1 protein-coding gene is annotated in these 1428 nt (G+C 68.9%); it reads right to left on the reverse strand.

Annotation, left to right across the window (positions count from 1 at the left end):
• Window positions 1-21: 21 nt before the first annotated feature.
• On the reverse strand, window positions 22-1260 hold the full coding sequence (locus FB454_RS34695; RefSeq protein WP_030275456.1) for an IS701 family transposase: 1239 nt from the start codon (window positions 1258-1260) through the stop codon (window positions 22-24).
• Window positions 1261-1428 lie beyond the last annotated feature (168 nt).

Below are 1428 nucleotides of genomic sequence, written 5' to 3' on the forward strand. Positions count from 1 at the left end.
TACTCCAGCCGGGGATTGTGATCACGGCTCGGTGAGGGCTTGTCGGGTGTAGTGGCTGGTCATGGCTTGGGCTTGGTGGCGTCGTCGGCGGATGGACCAGAGCAGTGGGTCCGCTCGGCGGCGGGTGGGTTCGATGATCAGGACGTGGAACAGGTGGCGTAGTTCGTTGACGGTCAGTCGGATCAGCCCGGCCGGTTGATGGTGGTGGTTGGCGGTCGCGGCGGCGAGGAATGCGTGGGCGAGGATCACCAGGGTGGTCCAGCGGTGCCATGACGTCCAGCGGCGGTGTTGGTGCTGGTCGAGGCCGAGTCCGGTCTTCGCGGCCTGGAACGATTCTTCGATTTTCCAGCGGCGGCCGGCGACCGTGACCAGGCGGTGGAGTGGGACGGGTTGCGGTGACCAGCAGCGGTAGAAGGCCAGTTCACCGGTGCGGCGGTTGCGGCGGGTCAGGAGCCAGTGGTGTCCGCCGTGTGCGTCGGTGGCGTGCGGTAGGGCGGTGTAGGACCAGTCGTACCAGCGGTGGCCTTTCGCGCCTCGGCCGGCGGAGATGCGCTGCCAGGCGGTGGTGGGAAGACCGGTGGCCAGGGCGTCGACGCGGTGGACGCCGAGGCTGGTGGTGACCTGGTGGGAGCGGGCCACGGCCAGGACGTAGCCCAGGCGCAGCTGACGTAGCCGGGCGGCCAGGCGTGGATCGTTGCCGTAGGCCTCGTCGCCGGCCACCCACCCGCACGGCAGCCCGGCGGTGACCGCGGTGGTGATCATCCGGGACGCCAGCTGCGGTTTCGTGGCGAACCGCACCTGCTCGGGGACACCGGCCCGTGTCCGGCGTTCGGGGTCGTCGCACCAGGATTTCGGCAGGTAGAGGGCCGCGTCGAGCATCGCGTGAGCGGTGTCGGTGGCGTAGACGAGGTGCACGGCGAGCTGGCAGTTCTCGATCTTCCCGGCCGTGCCTGAGTACTGCCGCTGGACACCGACGGTGTGCCGGCCCTTCTTCAGGTCCCCCGTCTCGTCGATGACCAGCACCGCCTCGGTATCACCGAGGTGCTGGGCGACGAACTCGCGGACATCGACACGAACGGCGGCGTCGTCCCAGCGCACCCGGGTCAACAGGTCCTGCATCCCGTCCGGGCCGCTGTCACCGGCGTGCTCGGCGATCGTCCAGCAGTTCTTCGACGGTAACGGCGCCAGCAGGCCCCGGACGAAGTCACGCACCCGACGGCGAGGCTCGGGCCTGCGGAAACGTCCCCCGACCGTCAGCATCAGGCCGTCGAACAACACCCGCCACCGCTGAGCGTCTACCCTGTATCCCGCAGCCACCGCCGCGTCATGGTCAGTCCACACAACCGCCCATGATCGACGGTGGCTGCACCCGTTCACACACCACACCAAGCCCCAGCTCAGCCAAGGTCAACATCCCCGGCTGGAGTA

It is taken from the genome of Micromonospora sp. CNZ297, assembly GCF_007827625.1.

Excerpts from the sequence above, each read along its gene's own strand:
- FB454_RS34695 (WP_030275456.1), bottom strand. The coding sequence starts at position 1,260 with ATGCTGACGGTCGGGGGACGTTTCCGCAGGCCCGAGCCTCGCCGTCGG.